The sequence below is a fragment of the Paucilactobacillus vaccinostercus DSM 20634 genome (assembly GCF_001436295.1).
GTDB lineage: Bacteria > Bacillota > Bacilli > Lactobacillales > Lactobacillaceae > Paucilactobacillus > Paucilactobacillus vaccinostercus.
Window position 1 is genome coordinate 1 of sequence record NZ_AYYY01000023.1, and the last position, 305, is coordinate 305.

Consider the following 305-nt stretch of genomic DNA (forward strand, 5'->3'; position numbering starts at 1 on the left):
ACATCAGAAATACTCATAGCCAGAGCGTGATTTCGTAACATATTCCTACTTCTAAGTTCTTCAGCGACAACCAAATCGTGGTTCTTGATAAGTGTTGTCGAGACAAGATGTAGAAAGTTTTTGCGACGATTAGCAATTTTACGCTGAATAGCGGCAACAACGTTACGCTGTTCCTGATAATTCTTGGCATCACGTAACGGCCGATGTTCTTGTTTGGCACGTCGTGCCCGTCGAGAGAGCTTGCGTTGTGCTTTCGCCAACTTCCCGCTAACAGAACGATAGTAACGAGGATTGGCAACAATATT

General features: G+C 44.3%; 1 protein-coding gene. It reads right to left on the reverse strand.

Annotation, left to right across the window (positions count from 1 at the left end):
- Nucleotides 1-305 (reverse strand): transposase (locus tag FC26_RS05215; protein WP_157061072.1); only part of this gene is annotated, 305 nt, incomplete at both ends.